Here is a 16,173-nt window from a genome sequence, read left to right on the forward strand (position 1 = left end):
TAGTGAATATGCCGATTTTTCTGGTATATGAGCTTGATCTTTAAAGGGGGATTTTGGAGAATGGCGAAACAGCAGCAAATCACAAAAAACGACGCTTTTCAATCTAGAAAAACGTTCACAGTACATGGTAAAACGTACAGTTATTATTCTTTAAAAGCATTAGAGGATCAAGGTATTGGGAAAGTGTCAAAACTACCTTATTCCATTAAGGTTCTGCTGGAATCTGTTCTTCGTCAAGTTGACGGAAGAGTGATCACAAAGGAACATGTTGAAAATTTAGCAAGATGGGGCACTGCTGAATTAAAAAATATTGATGTTCCTTTTAAACCTTCACGAGTGATTTTGCAGGATTTTACCGGGGTTCCTGCTGTTGTTGATCTTGCTTCATTAAGAAAAGCGATGGCTTCAGTTGGTGGAGACCCTGACAAAATTAATCCTGAAATTCCGGTCGACCTTGTCATTGATCATTCCGTACAGGTTGATAAAGCTGGAACTGAAGATGCATTGTCCGTGAACATGGATCTCGAATTTGAGAGAAACAGAGAGCGTTATCAATTCTTAAGTTGGGCGAAAAAAGCGTTTAATAATTATCAAGCCGTTCCGCCTGCAACAGGAATTGTTCACCAAGTGAACCTTGAATATTTAGCGAGTGTTGTTCATGCTGTTGAAGAAGATGGAGAAACAGTAACATACCCTGATACACTAGTCGGAACTGACTCTCATACAACAATGATCAATGGAATAGGTGTTCTTGGATGGGGTGTCGGGGGTATTGAAGCGGAAGCAGGTATGCTGGGACAGCCTTCCTATTTCCCTGTACCTGAAGTAATCGGTGCAAAACTGATCGGTAAGTTGCCTAACGGAACGACAGCCACGGACTTAGCTTTAAAAGTCACACAAGTGCTTCGTGAAAAAGGTGTTGTCGGAAAGTTTGTCGAGTTCTTTGGACCTGGTGTTGCTGAACTGCCGCTTGCTGATCGGGCAACTATCGCAAATATGGCACCGGAATACGGAGCGACTTGCGGATTCTTCCCTGTTGATGAAGAGGCATTGGCATACATGAGATTAACTGGCCGTGATGACGAGCATATTGCGGTTGTTGAAGAGTATTGTCGTCAAAATGGACTCTTCTATACACCAGATCAAAAAGACCCAGCGTTTACGGATATCGTTGAAATTGATTTATCAAGTATTGAAGCTAATTTATCAGGTCCAAAGCGTCCACAGGATTTAATTCCGCTATCAGCTATGAAAGAAACGTTTTATAAGCACTTAACTAGCCCTGCGGGAAATCAAGGATTTGGTTTAGAGGCAAAAGAAGCGGATAAAGATATCAAGTTTACCCTTGAGAATGGTGAAAAAGCGGTGATGAAAACAGGTTCAATTGCAATTGCAGCCATTACTAGCTGTACGAACACTTCAAATCCGTATGTATTAATTGGAGCTGGTCTTGTCGCCAAAAAAGCGGTTGAATTGGGGCTGACTGTTCCGAACTATGTGAAGACATCGTTGGCACCTGGTTCTAAAGTTGTAACGGGTTATCTAGAACATTCAGGCTTACTTCCATATTTGCGTGACCTTGGCTTTAATATTGTTGGATATGGTTGCACAACCTGTATCGGTAACTCAGGTCCATTAGCTCCAGAGATTGAAAAAGCGGTGGCAGACAACGATCTCTTAATTACGTCTGTTCTATCAGGAAATCGAAATTTTGAAGGGCGGATTCACCCGCTTGTCAAAGGAAATTACTTGGCTTCACCACCGCTTGTTGTTGCCTACGCACTTGCAGGGACTGTTAATATTGATTTGAAACATGAACCAATTGGCATCAGCAAAGACGGACAGAACGTCTATTTTAACGATATTTGGCCGACAATGGATGAAATTAATTCAGTTGTCAAACAAACTGTGACTCCTGAATTGTTTAGAAAAGAGTATGAGCGCGTTTTTGATGATAATGAACGCTGGAATGCAATTGAAACAACAGATGAAGCTCTTTATAAGTGGGATGAACAGTCAACTTATATTCAAAACCCGCCATTTTTTGAAGATATGTCTGTTGAGCCTGGGACAGTTGAACCGCTAAAAGGATTGAGTGTGGTCGGGAAGTTTGGAGACTCTGTCACAACAGATCACATTTCCCCAGCAGGTGCGATCGGCAAAGATACACCAGCAGGAAAATATTTGCAAGAACAAGGTGTTTCTCCGAGAGATTTTAACTCATATGGTTCAAGACGTGGTAACCATGAAGTGATGATGAGAGGAACATTCGCTAATATCCGTATCAAAAACCAGATTGCTCCAGGGACAGAGGGCGGTTATACAACTTATTGGCCAACAGGCGAAGTGATGTCAATTTATGATGCTTGCATGGAGTATAAAGCGAATGGTACAGGTTTGATCGTGATTGCTGGAAAAGATTACGGAATGGGCTCTTCTCGAGACTGGGCTGCAAAAGGTACAAATTTGCTCGGTATTAAAACCGTTCTTGCCGAAAGCTTCGAAAGAATCCATCGAAGCAACCTTGTTTTAATGGGTGTTCTTCCGCTACAATTTAAATCAGGAGAAAATGCTGAAACTCTCGGATTGACAGGAAAAGAAACGATTGAAGTGGATGTAAATGAAACAGTCCGTCCTCGTGATCTTGTCACAGTAAGAGCGACTGCTGAAGATGGTTCAGTGAAAACTTTTGAAGCTGTTGTTCGCTTTGACAGTGAGGTTGAAATTGACTATTATCGCCATGGCGGCATTTTGCAAATGGTTCTTCGTCAAAAAATGAAATAAAAAAATGGAGAGAAAGCTTAAAGGGCTTTCTCTTTTTTATAGGTCTTTTTGTTTGATCTGAAATAGAAAAATTCAGTCTTTTTGCTTATATTGTCGAAAAATTGGCGAAAATAAAAATATAGTTGGAGGTGATTCAATTGAAAAACTCGAAAAGACGGACTTTTGAAGAGCTTGTGATGGAGAATAAAAAAGAGCTTTTAACTAATCAGGAGTTTCTTGATCAGCTTGAGGAAAAGCTGGAACAGAAATTCAAGTTAAAATAATTGATGTTTCCAACTCTTTTTGGGAAACCTAATGTCTTAAAAGGAGGGATAAACAATGCCGAGAGAACACGACAAACAGTCTAAATTTACCCCCAACCATCTTGGGACAAAACCTGTTAAATATCGGGCTAATAACGGAAAGAAAATGCAAGACAAAACAGATGAGACACCGATCGTTATGCAAACAAAAGGCGAATAGATAATTTTAAAAAGGAGGGAATGATCAATGGTGAAAAGACATAAACACAATCCGGATGACAGATCCGACAATGTCGAAAAACTTCAAAACATGGTGCAGAATACGATTGAAAATATCGAAGAGTCAGAAGAACAACTGTCATTTGCTAATGATGAAGACAAGCAGCGGATCAGAGCGAAAAATGAACGGCGAAATGAAAGCGTTGATGCGATGCGCAATGAAATTCATGATGAAGCAGAAGCGCAACAAAAAAATAGGTATAATCAGTAAAGACCAGGGCAACCTGGTTTTTTGTGATTAGTCAAGCGTGTTTATGTTAAAATAAATATACATTTTATTTTCAAGGGAGTAGAGAAAATTTGTACGTCACAAAAAAAGAAATTGAAGTTCGCTATGCTGAAACAGACCAAATGGGTGTTGTTTATCATGCAAATTATTTGATTTGGATGGAGGTAGGCCGGACGGCTCTCATACAAGAGCTTGGTTTTTCATATGCCGCTATGGAAAAAGACGATATACTATCACCTGTTGTTGATGTCAACATTCGTTATGTGAAACCGCTTCGCTATGGGGAAAAAGCAGTTGTACATACATGGATTGAGGATTACAACGGTTTTAAGACGATCTATGGTTATGAAATTCTCAATTCTAATGGGGAAATTGCTGTAAAAGGAAAGACCTCTCATATATGTGTTGATCGGGACAGCTTTAAGCCGGTTCAATTCCGTAAGTTATATCCAGAGTGGCATAAAGTTTATGAAGAAGCGAAAAAGAAATAAGAGGGTGTCATGAAAGTCGTGTGCATGTAAGCAAATCGGGGGATGCGAGCATCATCGAGGAATGCTCCTGCGGGGGTTCGTCTCGCTGTTTCCGCAGGAGTCTCTTGCAATTCCCCTTGATTCATGTTGATAAAGGATTTTTTACACAGAGCCTTATCATTGATATTCAAACATTGGTTCTCCAGCTGATTCATGATATGTAACAAGCAAGTCATGCCCATCAAAATACCAAATATCACTTTCTTCAACAAAAAATGTGATTCCGTCTACTTCTAAACTTGCTCCAATTCGCTGAGGCTCGTCTTTTGAAATTCCTAAAGAAAACCCCTTTTGAACACTGCTGCATCCTCCATAACGGACAAAGAAGCGAATGTGATCCCCTTGTTCCAGATCTAGCTCTTTCTTATACCATTGAAGCGCTTCTTTATTCATGTTCAAATTCACTTCATAAGCACTCCCTTTTTAATGTTTGTTACTTGACATCCATTTTATTTTAGGTTCTGTTTTATTGATGATTCTTTTAATATTTGTTCTATGTCTGTAAATAACAAATACTGTGAGTACTGCGACAACTGCCACTAAAAAAATATCTTTTGTAAACAGACTATAAATTGTAGTATACAATCCGGTTAAAATTGAGGAAAGCGATACATACTTTGTAATGTATAGAAACAGGAAAAATGCTATGAGCATGGTGAGAAATAGTAATGGCTGATAGCATAGTAACACACCTCCAGAGGTAGCAACCGCTTTTCCACCTTTAAACTTTGCGAAAATAGGGAACATATGTCCAATGACTGCGGCCACACCTGCAAATAAAGGATGTACATCAATGTGTATGATAACAGGCAGAAATGTAGCAAGGGTTCCTTTTAAAATGTCTCCTACTACCACAATGGATCCTGCTTTAATTCCAAGTGTCCGGAAGGCATTAGTCGCTCCGAGATTCCCGCTCCCATGCTCTCTGATATCGATGCCTTTAGCAACCTTACCGACAATTAAGCCAGAAGGGATGCTACCGATTAAATAAGCTAAAACAAACAATAAAGCAATTAACATTTCATTTCTCCTTTTTCAATTGTCCCTTATTTTATTTTAACACGAGAGGTGTCCTTTTAACGATTTTTCTTTAAATATACCGTATTCTATCATACAGAATGCTGCACGCCAATCATATAATAATTTTGAATATCATGTTCGATTTCTGTAAACTAAGTTAAAAGGGGGGAATGTCATGCAAAACCCAACAAATCAAGACATCAAAAAAATTCTTAAAAATAGTAAACGAATTGCGGTAGTAGGATTATCAGACAATTCACAAAGGACTTCATACATGGTATCTAAAGCCATGCAAAATGCTGGCTATGAAATCATTCCAGTCAACCCAAAAATTGATGAAGTTCTTGGAGTTAAAGCAGTAGCCTCACTAAAGGATATTGAAGGGCATGTCGATATTGTAAATGTCTTTAGAAGATCAGAACATCTCGTTGAAGTGGCAAAAGAATTTTTGGAGATAGATGCTGATGTGTTTTGGGCACAGCAGGGGCTAGTCAGTGAAGAAGCCTTTCAGATTCTTGATGAAAAAGGCTGTACAGTGATTATGGATTTATGTATTAAAGTAGCTCATGCATTGACCAAATCGTCTTAAAAAAGACAAAAATCCTTGTTTTTTCAAGGTTTTTTGTCCTTTTTATTTGATAATTGATTGCGATTTGTTGTAAAACAGATACAATAAGTTTTGGACAGTTTTTTAAATGATTCTGTAAAAAAACGGTTGGAACTTTTATAAGCTTAGAAGGAAAACCGGAGATCACTTTGAATTACAATTCAGAGTGTGTTTATTTCGGCAATGTTTGATTTTTGAAAGGGGTTTATGCTTTTGGTTAAAAAACAGCAGGTTGACTATAATGATGATTCTATTCAGGTGTTAGAAGGGCTTGAAGCTGTCAGAAAACGCCCAGGTATGTACATTGGTTCTACAGACAGCCGCGGTCTTCACCATCTCGTATATGAAATTGTTGATAATTCCGTTGATGAGGTTCTTGCGGGATACGGGGATCACATTATAGTAAAAATACATAAGGATAACAGTATATCTGTACAAGATAGAGGGCGAGGAATGCCTACAGGAATGCATAAGCTTGGCAAACCGACTCCCGAAATCATTTTAACTGTACTTCATGCTGGTGGAAAATTTGGTCAAGGAGGTTATAAAACGAGTGGAGGACTGCACGGTGTTGGAGCCTCTGTCGTCAACGCCTTATCAGAATGGCTGACGGTCACGATCGAACGGGACGGAAATATTTACAAACAACGCTTCGAAAATGGCGGTAAACCGGTAACATCCCTTGATAAGACCGGAACAACTAAAAAAACTGGAACTCTCATTCATTTTAAGCCTGATCAAAAGATGTTTAGCACGATTGTTTATAACTTTGAAACGCTTTCAGAAAGGTTGAGGGAATCTGCTTTTTTGTTGAAAGGTCTAAAAATTGATTTGATTGATGAACGTCATCAAGTTAAAGAAACGTTCTGTTATGAAAATGGAATTGAGGCTTTTGTTGCTTATTTGAATGAGGAAAAAGACGCTCTTTCTGAAGTTGTCTCATTTGAAGGAGTTCATAACGATATTGAAGTTGATTTTGCTTTTCAATTCAATGATGGGTACTCCGAGAATATACTTTCTTTTGTCAACAATGTTAGAACAAAAGACGGTGGAACTCATGAATCCGGTGCAAAGACAGCCATGACAAGAGCCTTTAATGAATATGCGAGAAAAGTAGCACTGATAAAAGAAAAGGATAAAAACTTAGAGGGCACTGATATTCGGGAAGGGTTGTCAGCGATTGTGTCTGTACGTATTCCAGAAGAGCTCTTACAGTTTGAAGGTCAGACAAAAGGGAAGCTTGGAACAAATGAAGCAAGGTCAGCTGTTGATGCTGTCATCTCTGAACAGCTTGCTTATTTCTTAGAAGAAAACAGAGAAACAGCAACACTGCTTGTTAAAAAGGCAATCAAAGCTTCCCAGGCAAGAGAAGCCGCTCGAAAGGCAAGAGAAGAGGCAAGAAGCGGGAAAAAGAGAAAGAAATCTGAAGCAACATTAAGCGGAAAACTTACACCTGCACAATCAAGAAACCCTGCTAAAAATGAGTTATATCTTGTTGAAGGTGATTCTGCTGGCGGTTCTGCCAAGCAAGGAAGAGATCGTAAATTCCAGGCGGTTCTGCCGCTTCGCGGAAAAGTGATCAACACAGAAAAAGCAAAACTTGCCGACATCTTTAAAAATGAAGAGATTAATACGATCATTCATGCAATTGGTGGAGGTGTCGGTGTTGATTTCGATGTTGAAGACATCAATTATGATAAAGTGATTATTATGACTGATGCTGATACAGATGGTGCTCACATCCAAGTGTTGCTACTAACGTTCTTTTACCGCTATATGAAGCCGCTGATTGAACACGGGAAAGTATTTATTGCACTTCCACCGCTTTATAAAGTGAGCAAAGGCTCAGGAAAAAAAGAAATGATTGAATATGCATGGTCTGATGAAGAACTGGATGGTTGCTTGAAAAAAGTAGGAAAAGGGTACACCATTCAGCGTTATAAAGGTCTTGGAGAAATGAATGCAGACCAGCTTTGGGAGACGACAATGAATCCGGAATCAAGAACGCTTGTCAGAGTGAAAATTGATGATGCAGCCCGAGCGGAACGACGTGTGACAACATTAATGGGAGACAAAGTGGAACCGAGAAGAAAATGGATTGAAAAAAATGTTGCTTTTGGACTTGATGATGAAGAAAGTAACATTTTAGAAAACGAAAATTTGTCGGTCGCTGAGGAGGTTTAATAAATGGCGCAGCCTGAGATATTTCATGATTTACCATTAGAAGATGTGATCGGCGACCGTTTTGGCCGATACAGCAAATACATTATTCAGGACCGGGCGTTACCAGATGCCCGGGACGGACTTAAGCCAGTACAGAGAAGAATTTTATACGCGATGCATGCGGAAGGAAACACACATGATAAAAACTTCCGTAAAGCCGCCAAAACGGTCGGTAATGTCATCGGGAACTACCACCCTCACGGTGATAGTTCTGTTTATGAAGCGATGGTCAGAATGAGTCAAGATTGGAAGGTCCGCAATCTTTTGATTGAAATGCATGGGAACAACGGAAGTATTGACGGAGATCCACCAGCTGCAATGCGTTACACAGAAGCAAGACTTGCAGCGATCGCATCCGAGCTTTTGCGTGATATTGATAAGGAGACGGTTGAATTTGTCCCGAATTTTGATGACACGAGCAAAGAACCGGTTGTCCTTCCGGCAATGTTCCCGAACCTTCTTGTAAATGGCTCAACTGGAATTTCTGCTGGTTATGCAACAGATATACCACCGCATCACCTTGGAGAGGTGATTGACGCTGTCATTAAGCGGATTGATGCGCCAACTTGCAGTATTGATGATTTGATGAAGCTTATTAAAGGTCCAGACTTTCCAACAGGCGGAATTATTCAGGGAAAAGACGGGATCAAAAAAGCCTATGAAACTGGAAAAGGAAAAGTCATCATCAGGGGAAAAGCTGAAATTGAAACAATCCGAGGCGGCCGCGAACAAATTGTGATTACAGAAATTCCTTTTGAAGTGAATAAAGCAAATTTAGTCAAAAAAATGGATGAGTTTAGGATTGAGCGGAAGGTTGAAGGGATTTCTGAAGTGCGAGATGAAACTGATCGTTCAGGCCTTAGAATTGTGATTGAACTCAAAAAAGAGGCGGATGCACAGGGAATCTTAAATTATCTATATAAAAATAGCGATTTGCAAATTCCATATAACTTTAATATGGTTGCTATTCATAATAGAAGACCAACGCTCATGAGCCTTACTGCAATATTAGATGCATATATTGGGCATCAAAAAGAAGTCATCACTAATCGTTCCCGGTATGAGTTGAAAAAAGCAAAAGAACGCCATCATATAGTCGAAGGTTTAATCAAAGCGCTGTCTATCCTTGATGATGTGATTTCAACGATTCGCTCTTCAAATGATAAGCGGGATGCCAAGAATAACTTGATTGAAAAGTTTGCTTTTACAGAGCCGCAGGCTGAAGCGATCGTTTCACTTCAACTTTACAGATTAACAAATACAGATATTACGGCATTACAGCAAGAAGCAAAAGATCTTGCTCAAAAAATAAAAGACCTTGAAGATATTCTTTCAAATGATAAGAAATTACTGAAGGTCATCAAGGATAATTTGAAAAAGGTCAAAAAAACTTATGCAGGTGAGAGACGGTCTGTCATTGAAGAACAAATTGAAGAGATTAAAATCAATCTAGAAGTGTTGGTGGCGCAAGAAGATGTTTATGTGACCGTTACAAAAGATGGGTATATTAAACGAACAAGCCATCGATCTTTCGCTGCTTCAAACGGGCAAGACTTCGGGATGAAAGATACGGATCGTCTCCTCTGTCAATTTGAAATGAACACAACAGATGTGCTCCTCTTGTTTACGAATAAAGGGAGTTATGTGTATTGTCCGGTTCATCAGCTTCCAGATATTAGATGGAAAGATTTGGGTCAACATATTACAAATATCATTACAATTGACAGTGATGAGTCAATCGTGAAAGCAATCCCTGTCAAGGAATTCACGGAATCTGAATACCTCTTGTTTATCACAAAAAATGGTATGACGAAAAAAACCCAACTTATGCAATACAAAGCTCAGCGTTATTCAAAGGCATTAGTCGCACTTAATTTAAAAGGCGACGATGAGGTGGTCGATGTTCATGTGACAGATGGAACAAAAGATATATTTGTAGCAACACATTTAGGTTATGGCTTATGGTTTTCTGAAGAAGAAATTAGTGTTGTCGGTGCAAGGGCCGCCGGTGTCAAAGGTGTGAACTTAAAGGATGGCGATTCTGTTGTCTCAGGTCAAATCCTAATAGGATCAGATACACTTGTTCTTGTGACACAACGAGGGGCTGTTAAACGAATGAACCTTACTGAATTTGAAAAAACATCAAGGGCCAAACGCGGTGTTCTAATGCTGAGGGAGCTCAAGAAAAAACCACACCGCATCGTCGGATTGCTTGCCTGCTCATATCATGACCAGTTCATGATTCAAACTGAAAAGGACGTTACAGAGGAGATGACGGTCAAGGAAATCAAACTGCATGACCGGTACAGCAACGGATCATTTATCCTGGATGAGGATGAAACAGGAGAAGTAACGGATGTATGGATTAAAAAACATCATCAAGAATAAAAAACACATGCTTAGTGGAAGTATAATCATACTGCACCCTAATTGTTAGACACCATTTTAAGCAACGTAGACATAGTCTGGATAAACAATAAAGATAAAGAAATGGGTTGTCTCAAAAGAAAAATTTGAGGCAACCCATTTGATTTTTAAGTAAATCTACAAAGAGTTAATGAACTTTCTTAAAAATTCCTTCTCTGTGATCTTCTTGAATAATGATTTTAAAATTAATTAAATACCATTCCACCATCGATGATAAGAGCTTGACCAGTCATATAATCTGAATCTGGTCCTGCAAGGTAGGAAACACATGCTGCTACATCTTCAGGCTCAGATAAGCGTTTTAAAGTAATATTTTTAGAAAATTGCTCCATTCCCCATTCAAATGGTTTGCCTGCTTCATCAGCGGTTTGCTTTGCAATACCCATCATCATAGGTGTTTTTACGATACCCGGACAAAAAGCGTTTACAGTAATACCTAATTCAGCTAGATCTTTTGCTGCAGTTTGGGTTATACCACGAACAGCGAACTTTGTTCCACCATAAACTGCTAAGCCTGGATTACCGACTTGACCGGCTTGTGAAGAAGCATTAATAATTTTTCCACCGTGTCCAAGTTCTTTGAAGGCTTTTACAGCTGCTTGTATTCCCCAATAAGTACCCCCGACATTAACATCATAAACTTTTCGATATTCTTCATATGTAATGCTTTCAATCGGAGTGGTTGGTCCAAGACCTGCATTATTTATAACCACATCAAGTCCGCCAAGACTTTTTACTGTTTCATCAACAGCTTTAAAAACATCATCACGATCAGCAACATTTACTTTTACCGCAATGGCTTTACCATTACAATCATTAATTTCCTCAGCAACTTTTGTTGCAGTTTCTTCATTATAATCTGCAACTGCAATAGCAAATCCATCCTCTGCTAAGCGTTTACAAATTGCTTCACCAATTCCTTGTCCACCGCCAGTAACAAATGCAATTTTTCCAGATACTTTACTCATATGAACATCTTCTTTCTATATGAAATTGGTATTTATTTGGTACAGTAATATTATACCTTTTATTTGATGATTTGAATTACAGTCACAACGTTTGTAAAAAAGATGTAATATTTAAAAATTTCGTTTTTTGACAAGGTTAAACTGAGCGTTCGATGCAAACAGACGGAACGGCAAAAAAGTTGTCGATTATGCCCATTTAGAAGCTGCAATGAACTTAATTCCGACAGCATGTGTGTGCAAGTAGGAAAATCAGCACTTAAGTGCCGATCCTAACGCACATGACGAATATGATTTTCGATTTTGTCAGTGATGTCCTTTTGCATGATAAGTTGGATCATTGGTATTGAGGAGATTACTAGTTCACTATGTATGGTTACTCCACAAGGTCAATACGTTTACTCGGCAGAAAAAGTTGCCATGATGCATAGAGAGATGGGATGAATAGAAAGGGTGATGACAGCATTTTAAAGTGCATTGATATGCATGGTTTAAAACAGGTAACATGTGTAAGAGCTTTGAACATCCCGTGAAAAGAGTAATTGAGTTGATGGCAATGACAAAAGGCATGAGTCCGGTACAATATCGGGCTCATGCCAATCAAACTGCTAAACTTTTTGGGTGATATTCAGTTGTTCTGGCGATTAAATAGATCGGTAATCGCATGCATAAATTCAATTCCTTGATATATAAACAAATTTAAAGCTGTTAATGAGAAAAGTCCGATAATCACCATTCTTATAATAAATAGCATGTTGAAAAACCTCCTGTTTTCATATGATTATCGTTTTAAAACATGCGCTTTATCGAAATAAGAAGAGTGATAGAAAACTGCGAGCATGAATGCCTTTAGATGTTCTTTATGCCGGTTGAAAATATAAATTTGACTGACGGCAGCTAAGATGAAGAGAAGTATCAATTCAGTTTGAAATAAGAGTGAATTCCATAATGATTTAGCCTTTTCTTCACTATGTTTGCCGATTGACAGCTCATGAAGCCCATCTCGTAAAACTGCGACTTTTTGTACATGATTATTCGCCGGCATCTGGGGCATTGAGAACGAATAAAGGGTCACAATGACTAAAAAGGATATAGACAATTGCAATAACAATGTCTTTTTCATTAGATCTCATCCCCTTTATCAAATCAGTATATTCGTTCGGAGCGAAAAAATGATTTTCTTGTGACAGTTTCATTATATATATTGACAATTTCCAGTTTTGTTAAACTTATATGTTTGTTATAATAACAAAATAGGCAATCGTTAAGGCTGGTTTGGTATTTTCAATAAGCAGAATATTCTATCTTGTTTTACTTGATTCTTTATTATGATATAATCCTATCATGTTAAGAATGCTAACATTAAATTCATTTTCAGGAGGGTTTTATGGAAGAAATTTTAACCAATATTATCAATATTCCCAGCAAATTCATATGGACTTATTTAGTTTATATTTTAATTGGAATAGGTCTATATTTTACTTTTAAACTTAGATTTGTACAGTTTCGTTATTTTATTGAGATGTTTAGAGTTATCGGCAGAAAAGAAGAAAAGGGAGAAGGCGTTTCATCTTTACAAGCTTTTTTTGTTTCTGCAGCTTCACGGGTGGGAACAGCAAACCTCACTGGTGTAGCTATTGCTATTGCTACAGGAGGACCTGGAGCGGTTTTCTGGATGTGGGTGGTTGCTTTTGTCGGAATGGCGACGAGCTTTGTTGAGAGCACGCTTGCTCAAGTCTACAAGATAAAATATCGTGATCACTTTCGCGGTGGGCCTGCCTATTACATAGAACGAGCACTTGGCGCTAGATGGTTTGGGATCATTTTTGCCGTATTTATTACAATCTCATTCGGTTTAATCTTTAATGCTGTGCAAGCCAATACGATCGTCGGTTCTGTGGAAGGCGCTTTTCATCTGAATAAAATAACGGTAGGGATCGTACTTGCCGTATTAACAGGCTTTATTATTTTTGGCGGTTTGAAACGGGTCGTAGCTGTCACACAATTAGTTGTTCCTATTATGGCGATACTTTATCTTGCCATTGCATTCTACGTCATGATCACTAATATATCAGAGTTACCAAATATCATGATGATTATTATTAAAAATGCTTTCGGTATTGAGCAGATTGCAGGCGGTACACTGGGACAAATTATTATTATCGGTGCACAGCGTGGACTGTTTTCAAATGAAGCTGGTATGGGAAGTGCTCCGAATGCAGCTGCAACTGCCAATGTATCTCACCCGGCTAAACAAGGTTTTATTCAAACATTAGGTGTATTTTTCGATACGATTATGATTTGTAGTGCAACGGCATTTATGATCTTACTGTATAATTTGACGCCTGGGGAAAAACTTGACGGTATTCAAATTACCCAAGCTGCGTTGCAACATCATATCGGAAGCTGGGCACCTGCTTTTGTTGCTGTGGCTATTTTCTTGTTTGCCTTCAGTTCAATTGTCGGAAACTATTACTATGGGGAAACGAATATTGAATTTATTAAAACAAGTAAGAGCGCACTAACTCTTTATCGTGTAGCTGTCGTTGGCATGGTTATTTTCGGCTCTGTATCTGGTTTTAAACTTGTTTGGGACATGGCGGATTTATTCATGGGATTGTTGGTCATCATTAACCTGATTGCAATTGTCCTTCTTTCAGGAATCGCTAGCAAAGTCTTGAAAGACTATACTGTTCAGCTTAAAGACGGAAAGAATCCGGTCTTTAAAGCAAGTTCAATTCCGGGATTAAAGAATACCGAAGCATGGGAAGACGACAAAGAAACATTAAAATCAAAATAAATGATAATTTGCATGACATCAGACTGCCCGAGAAAAAACATCTCCCGGCAGTCTTTTTTTTAAAGACGCCACACACAAAAAAGCTTGTAGAAAAGTTTGGCTTTCTCTACAAGCTTTTTATGTTACGCTTGGCAGCTGAAAGAATTAATTTCTTTCAGGGCAATGCCAGAGTAGATCCAGCGATACTGGCTTGGTATCCATCTGTATCCGGCGATGGAATAACGGCCAACAAAAATAGGGTAGAACCAGAATCGTCTGCCATTTCTCAACCGGATGTACGTATAGCGATACAAGCATCTTCTAATTCCTTCTGGATCAACGGCATAAAGGGAGACACCGCTGTCTTGTGGCAATTGGCTTGGCGGCGGACCTGGTGGAAACTGTTGTTGTGGTCCACCGGCTCCAGAAGGCGGACCTGGTGGAAACTGTTGTTGTGGTCCACCCACTCCAGAGGGCGAACCTGGCGGAAACTGTTGTTGTGGTCCACCCACTCCAGAAGGCGGACCTGGCGGAAATTGCGGCTGTGTGGGAGGTAGACCAGGTTGAATCTGTTGCCGATATGGATCAGATATCGATGAATAGTAAGGATACAATATCAAAACTCCTCTCCAATTCGTTTGCTTTATCATATGTTGAAGAAGAGTAATGGGAGCTTGCCTATTAAAAAGGAGCAGTCTAAAAAGTCCTTTTTCAACATCAATCAGGGGGAATTGCGAGACTCCTGCGGAAACAGCGAGCCAGGCGAGACCCAAGAGGAGGCTCGCGGATCGCCCGCGGAAAGCGAGCAAATTCCCCAATTTTTATTCATCCACATGACTTTAAGGACAGCCCCAAGATTAAATATTTTTGCGGTTTGAGTGTTTCCGATATACAACATAACTTCTTGTCAAATATTTAATCGGCATGCTGAAGACATGAACAAGCCTTGTAAAAGGCCAAACCATGAAAATCACGTATCCCATGACGATATGGAGTTTAAACCAAATTGGCACTGTTGCCATAAGTGAAACATCCGGTTGGAACAAAAAAAGATGACGGAACCATGGTCCAATTGTTGTTCGATAGTCAAAGCCTTTTGAATCAATGTTTAAAAAGGTGGCTATTAATCCTGTGATCATGACGAACAATAAACCGGCTAAACTAACAAAATCGCTGACAGAACTTGTTTTTCGAATCCGATTATCTGCTATTCTTCGATAAGTGAGAATCATCAGTCCTGACAAAGCAACAATTCCAGCAGGCATTCCAAAACCGATCGCGATCTTGTGATAGATGTGTTCTGAGACACCCAATGCTTTGTAAAAGCTTTCTGGTATTAAAATACCCATAATATGTCCGCCAATGACAAAAATGATGCCCCAGTGAAAGAGACTGCTTCCAAGGGCTAGTTTCTTCTTTTCAAGCAGTTCACTCGACTTAGCCGTCCAGCCAAATTGATCATAATGGTAGCGATAAATATGACCTAAAATAAAAATCGTCAAGACAATGTAGGGGAGAACCCCCCAAAGAAAATGTTCGATCATGGCTGTACAGTCCTTTCAACACCGATTTCTGCTAATATGCATAACAAACTATCCAATAGCGAGGTATAGATGCTTCCATTGGTGAACAGCTGTGATCTTAATTCTTCTAAGTTCCCGATGTATTTACTAAAAGTAGCATTGATATGATTATCATCGCTAATAGCAGCAAATTCGATCATAAGCGGGAGGTAATCTGGAAGTTCTTTGTCTGTCGGCTGAAAACCTGCTTTCTGATATAAATCCTTTAGCTGTAATAGTTCCATCCCACGTTCTCTTTGTTCTCCAGAATTAAAATAGGTGACATACAAATTTGTTTTTTTACCGAAGTCGAATGTGTATACATATGTTTCGATCAATTGTTCTGGAGAAAGATCAGCCGAATCTTTTAAAAATAGAAGCAGGTGATTTTTTACATGTTCATGCTCTATTTGACTGATGATTTCTTGCCACTCAGAATGTTGTTTTCTCCATTCTTCATCAGGATAAGAAAGAAGATAGGAAAGGGCGGCGAAAACGGTTTGTTTTTCTGTTACTTCCATTTTTG

Annotated in this window: 17 protein-coding genes; 10 read left to right on the plus strand and 7 right to left on the minus strand. The window is 39.1% G+C overall.

Annotated features, from left to right (window positions below):
• Positions 1 to 60: 60 nt before the first annotated feature.
• The 5 genes from acnA (at position 61) to HOO54_RS11890 (ending at position 4,025) form a co-directional block, all read left to right on the plus strand.
• Positions 61 to 2,784 carry an aconitate hydratase AcnA gene (gene acnA / locus HOO54_RS11870; protein ID WP_172295469.1) on the plus strand — a complete coding sequence of 908 codons (2,724 nt, stop codon included), beginning with the start codon at positions 61 to 63 and terminating at the stop codon, positions 2,782 to 2,784.
• A 137-nt stretch (positions 2,785 to 2,921) separates the two neighbouring features.
• The gene (locus HOO54_RS11875; RefSeq protein WP_172295471.1) at positions 2,922 to 3,047 is read left to right on the plus strand and encodes an FbpB family small basic protein; all 126 of its coding nucleotides are present in this window, start codon (positions 2,922 to 2,924) and stop codon (positions 3,045 to 3,047) included.
• Between the two features lie 55 nt (positions 3,048 to 3,102).
• A complete protein-coding gene (locus HOO54_RS11880; protein ID WP_172295473.1) occupies positions 3,103 to 3,246 on the plus strand; it encodes an acid-soluble spore protein N in 144 nt (47 codons plus the stop codon).
• Positions 3,247 to 3,273: 27 nt separating this feature from the next.
• A complete protein-coding gene (tlp, locus tag HOO54_RS11885; RefSeq protein ID WP_216664764.1) occupies positions 3,274 to 3,516 on the plus strand; it encodes a small acid-soluble spore protein Tlp in 243 nt (80 codons plus the stop codon).
• An 89-nt stretch (positions 3,517 to 3,605) separates the two neighbouring features.
• Positions 3,606 to 4,025 (plus strand): acyl-CoA thioesterase, encoded by a 420-nt coding sequence (locus HOO54_RS11890; protein WP_172295475.1) that lies wholly within the window; start codon positions 3,606 to 3,608, stop codon positions 4,023 to 4,025.
• A 156-nt stretch (positions 4,026 to 4,181) separates the two neighbouring features.
• On the opposite strand, the gene HOO54_RS11895 is transcribed toward HOO54_RS11890, so the two are convergent.
• Together HOO54_RS11895 and plsY are read right to left on the minus strand one after the other, a co-directional pair.
• The gene (locus HOO54_RS11895) at positions 4,182 to 4,457 is read right to left on the minus strand and encodes a HesB/YadR/YfhF family protein (protein WP_216664889.1); all 276 of its coding nucleotides are present in this window, start codon (positions 4,455 to 4,457) and stop codon (positions 4,182 to 4,184) included.
• 30 nt (positions 4,458 to 4,487) lie between these two features.
• A complete protein-coding gene (plsY, locus tag HOO54_RS11900; RefSeq protein ID WP_172295479.1) occupies positions 4,488 to 5,084 on the minus strand; it encodes a glycerol-3-phosphate 1-O-acyltransferase PlsY in 597 nt (198 codons plus the stop codon).
• Positions 5,085 to 5,259: 175 nt separating this feature from the next.
• Between plsY and HOO54_RS11905 the strand changes: the two genes are divergently transcribed.
• From HOO54_RS11905 to parC, 3 genes are all read left to right on the plus strand, one after another.
• On the plus strand, positions 5,260 to 5,673 hold the full coding sequence (locus HOO54_RS11905) for a CoA-binding protein (RefSeq protein ID WP_172295481.1): 414 nt from the start codon (positions 5,260 to 5,262) through the stop codon (positions 5,671 to 5,673).
• A gap of 231 nt (positions 5,674 to 5,904) precedes the next feature.
• Positions 5,905 to 7,875 (plus strand): DNA topoisomerase IV subunit B, encoded by a 1,971-nt coding sequence (parE, locus tag HOO54_RS11910; protein ID WP_172295483.1) that lies wholly within the window; start codon positions 5,905 to 5,907, stop codon positions 7,873 to 7,875.
• Between the two features lie 3 nt (positions 7,876 to 7,878).
• On the plus strand, positions 7,879 to 10,302 hold the full coding sequence (parC, locus tag HOO54_RS11915) for a DNA topoisomerase IV subunit A (protein ID WP_172295485.1): 2,424 nt from the start codon (positions 7,879 to 7,881) through the stop codon (positions 10,300 to 10,302).
• Positions 10,303 to 10,526: 224 nt separating this feature from the next.
• Here the strand turns inward: parC and HOO54_RS11920 are convergent, their stop codons facing one another.
• From HOO54_RS11920 to HOO54_RS11925, 3 genes are all read right to left on the minus strand, one after another.
• Positions 10,527 to 11,309: a (S)-acetoin forming diacetyl reductase gene (locus HOO54_RS11920; protein WP_172295487.1), complete on the minus strand. Its 783-nt coding sequence runs from the start codon at positions 11,307 to 11,309 to the stop codon at positions 10,527 to 10,529.
• Positions 11,310 to 11,934: 625 nt separating this feature from the next.
• Complete coding sequence (locus tag HOO54_RS24740) at positions 11,935 to 12,060, minus strand: hypothetical protein (protein WP_301539282.1); 126 nt, start codon at positions 12,058 to 12,060, stop codon at positions 11,935 to 11,937.
• A 27-nt stretch (positions 12,061 to 12,087) separates the two neighbouring features.
• Entirely contained in the window at positions 12,088 to 12,429 is a 342-nt protein-coding gene (locus HOO54_RS11925; RefSeq protein ID WP_172295489.1) for a hypothetical protein, read from the minus strand.
• Positions 12,430 to 12,693: 264 nt separating this feature from the next.
• On the opposite strand from HOO54_RS11925, the gene HOO54_RS11930 reads away from it, so the two are divergent.
• Both HOO54_RS11930 and HOO54_RS24920 read left to right on the plus strand, forming a co-directional pair.
• Entirely contained in the window at positions 12,694 to 14,106 is a 1,413-nt protein-coding gene (locus HOO54_RS11930; RefSeq protein WP_172295491.1) for an alanine/glycine:cation symporter family protein, read from the plus strand.
• A gap of 346 nt (positions 14,107 to 14,452) precedes the next feature.
• A complete protein-coding gene (locus HOO54_RS24920; protein ID WP_172295493.1) occupies positions 14,453 to 14,752 on the plus strand; it encodes a hypothetical protein in 300 nt (99 codons plus the stop codon).
• A gap of 190 nt (positions 14,753 to 14,942) precedes the next feature.
• Here HOO54_RS24920 and narI read toward each other — a convergent pair whose 3' ends face one another.
• Together narI and narJ are read right to left on the minus strand one after the other, a co-directional pair.
• The gene (narI, locus tag HOO54_RS11940; protein WP_172295495.1) at positions 14,943 to 15,629 is read right to left on the minus strand and encodes a respiratory nitrate reductase subunit gamma; all 687 of its coding nucleotides are present in this window, start codon (positions 15,627 to 15,629) and stop codon (positions 14,943 to 14,945) included.
• A complete protein-coding gene (gene narJ, locus HOO54_RS11945; RefSeq protein WP_172295497.1) occupies positions 15,626 to 16,168 on the minus strand; it encodes a nitrate reductase molybdenum cofactor assembly chaperone in 543 nt (180 codons plus the stop codon). The genes narI and narJ overlap by 4 nt, the downstream gene beginning before the upstream one ends.
• Positions 16,169 to 16,173 lie beyond the last annotated feature (5 nt).

Source organism: Bacillus sp. WMMC1349 (genome assembly GCF_013155385.1).
Taxonomy (GTDB): Bacteria; Bacillota; Bacilli; order Bacillales; family Bacillaceae; genus Bacillus.

Bases quoted from the DNA above. Each gene is read 5' to 3' on its own strand.
- acnA (WP_172295469.1), top strand. From the start codon at position 61: ATGGCGAAACAGCAGCAAATCACAAAAAACGACGCTTTTCAATCTAGA.
- narJ (WP_172295497.1), bottom strand. From the start codon at position 16,168: ATGGAAGTAACAGAAAAACAAACCGTTTTCGCCGCCCTTTCCTATCTT.
- HOO54_RS24740 (WP_301539282.1), bottom strand. From the start codon at position 12,060: ATGCTATTTATTATAAGAATGGTGATTATCGGACTTTTCTCATTAACA.
- HOO54_RS11880 (WP_172295473.1), top strand. From the start codon at position 3,103: ATGCCGAGAGAACACGACAAACAGTCTAAATTTACCCCCAACCATCTT.
- HOO54_RS11920 (WP_172295487.1), bottom strand. From the start codon at position 11,309: ATGAGTAAAGTATCTGGAAAAATTGCATTTGTTACTGGCGGTGGACAA.
- HOO54_RS11925 (WP_172295489.1), bottom strand. From the start codon at position 12,429: ATGAAAAAGACATTGTTATTGCAATTGTCTATATCCTTTTTAGTCATT.
- plsY (WP_172295479.1), bottom strand. From the start codon at position 5,084: ATGTTAATTGCTTTATTGTTTGTTTTAGCTTATTTAATCGGTAGCATC.
- narI (WP_172295495.1), bottom strand. From the start codon at position 15,629: ATGATCGAACATTTTCTTTGGGGGGTTCTCCCCTACATTGTCTTGACG.
- parC (WP_172295485.1), top strand. From the start codon at position 7,879: ATGGCGCAGCCTGAGATATTTCATGATTTACCATTAGAAGATGTGATC.
- tlp (WP_216664764.1), top strand. From the start codon at position 3,274: ATGGTGAAAAGACATAAACACAATCCGGATGACAGATCCGACAATGTC.
- HOO54_RS11905 (WP_172295481.1), top strand. From the start codon at position 5,260: ATGCAAAACCCAACAAATCAAGACATCAAAAAAATTCTTAAAAATAGT.
- HOO54_RS11930 (WP_172295491.1), top strand. From the start codon at position 12,694: ATGGAAGAAATTTTAACCAATATTATCAATATTCCCAGCAAATTCATA.
- HOO54_RS11895 (WP_216664889.1), bottom strand. From the start codon at position 4,457: ATGAATAAAGAAGCGCTTCAATGGTATAAGAAAGAGCTAGATCTGGAA.